The organism is Lentisalinibacter salinarum (assembly GCF_040706555.1).
Lineage (GTDB): Bacteria > Pseudomonadota > Gammaproteobacteria > Steroidobacterales > Woeseiaceae > Lentisalinibacter > Lentisalinibacter salinarum.
Window position 1 is genome coordinate 1 of record NZ_JAPDRH010000011.1, and the last position, 411, is coordinate 411.

At 65.0% G+C, this 411-nt stretch carries 1 protein-coding gene; it reads left to right on the forward strand.

Translation table 11 applies throughout. The features are described 5' to 3' along the window. On the forward strand, nt 1-411 hold a 411-nt coding region (locus tag ACJMKZ_RS18775), incomplete at both ends, for a carbohydrate binding domain-containing protein (protein WP_405234764.1).

Sequence of the window (411 nt, forward strand, 5' to 3'; positions counted from 1 at the left end):
GGGCGGCGGCGAGCTTCTGACCAATGGAGACTTCGAGGCGAGCGCTGCCGACAAGGCGCCGTGGGTGAATGCCGGCGGTGTCGTGACGAACAACTTCTATACGGCCGATGCGCTCGACGGCCAGCAGGTCTTCGACACGAACCTGAGCCAGGTGGCTGCGATCGCCCAGGGTACGGAGTACGTACTCAGCTTCAGGGCCAGGGCGTCCGTCGCACGCGACATGATCGCGGGCATCGGGCTCAGCGGCGCGCCCTTTACGGCCGAAACGGCGACGGTTCCCCTGACGACGGAATGGCAGAGCTACAGCTACAACCTGACGGCGGTGGCCGACATCGGCACTGCCGAGAGTCGCGTGCTGTTCGATATGGGCGGTGTGACCAGCACCGTGAATATCGACGACGTCAGCCTGAC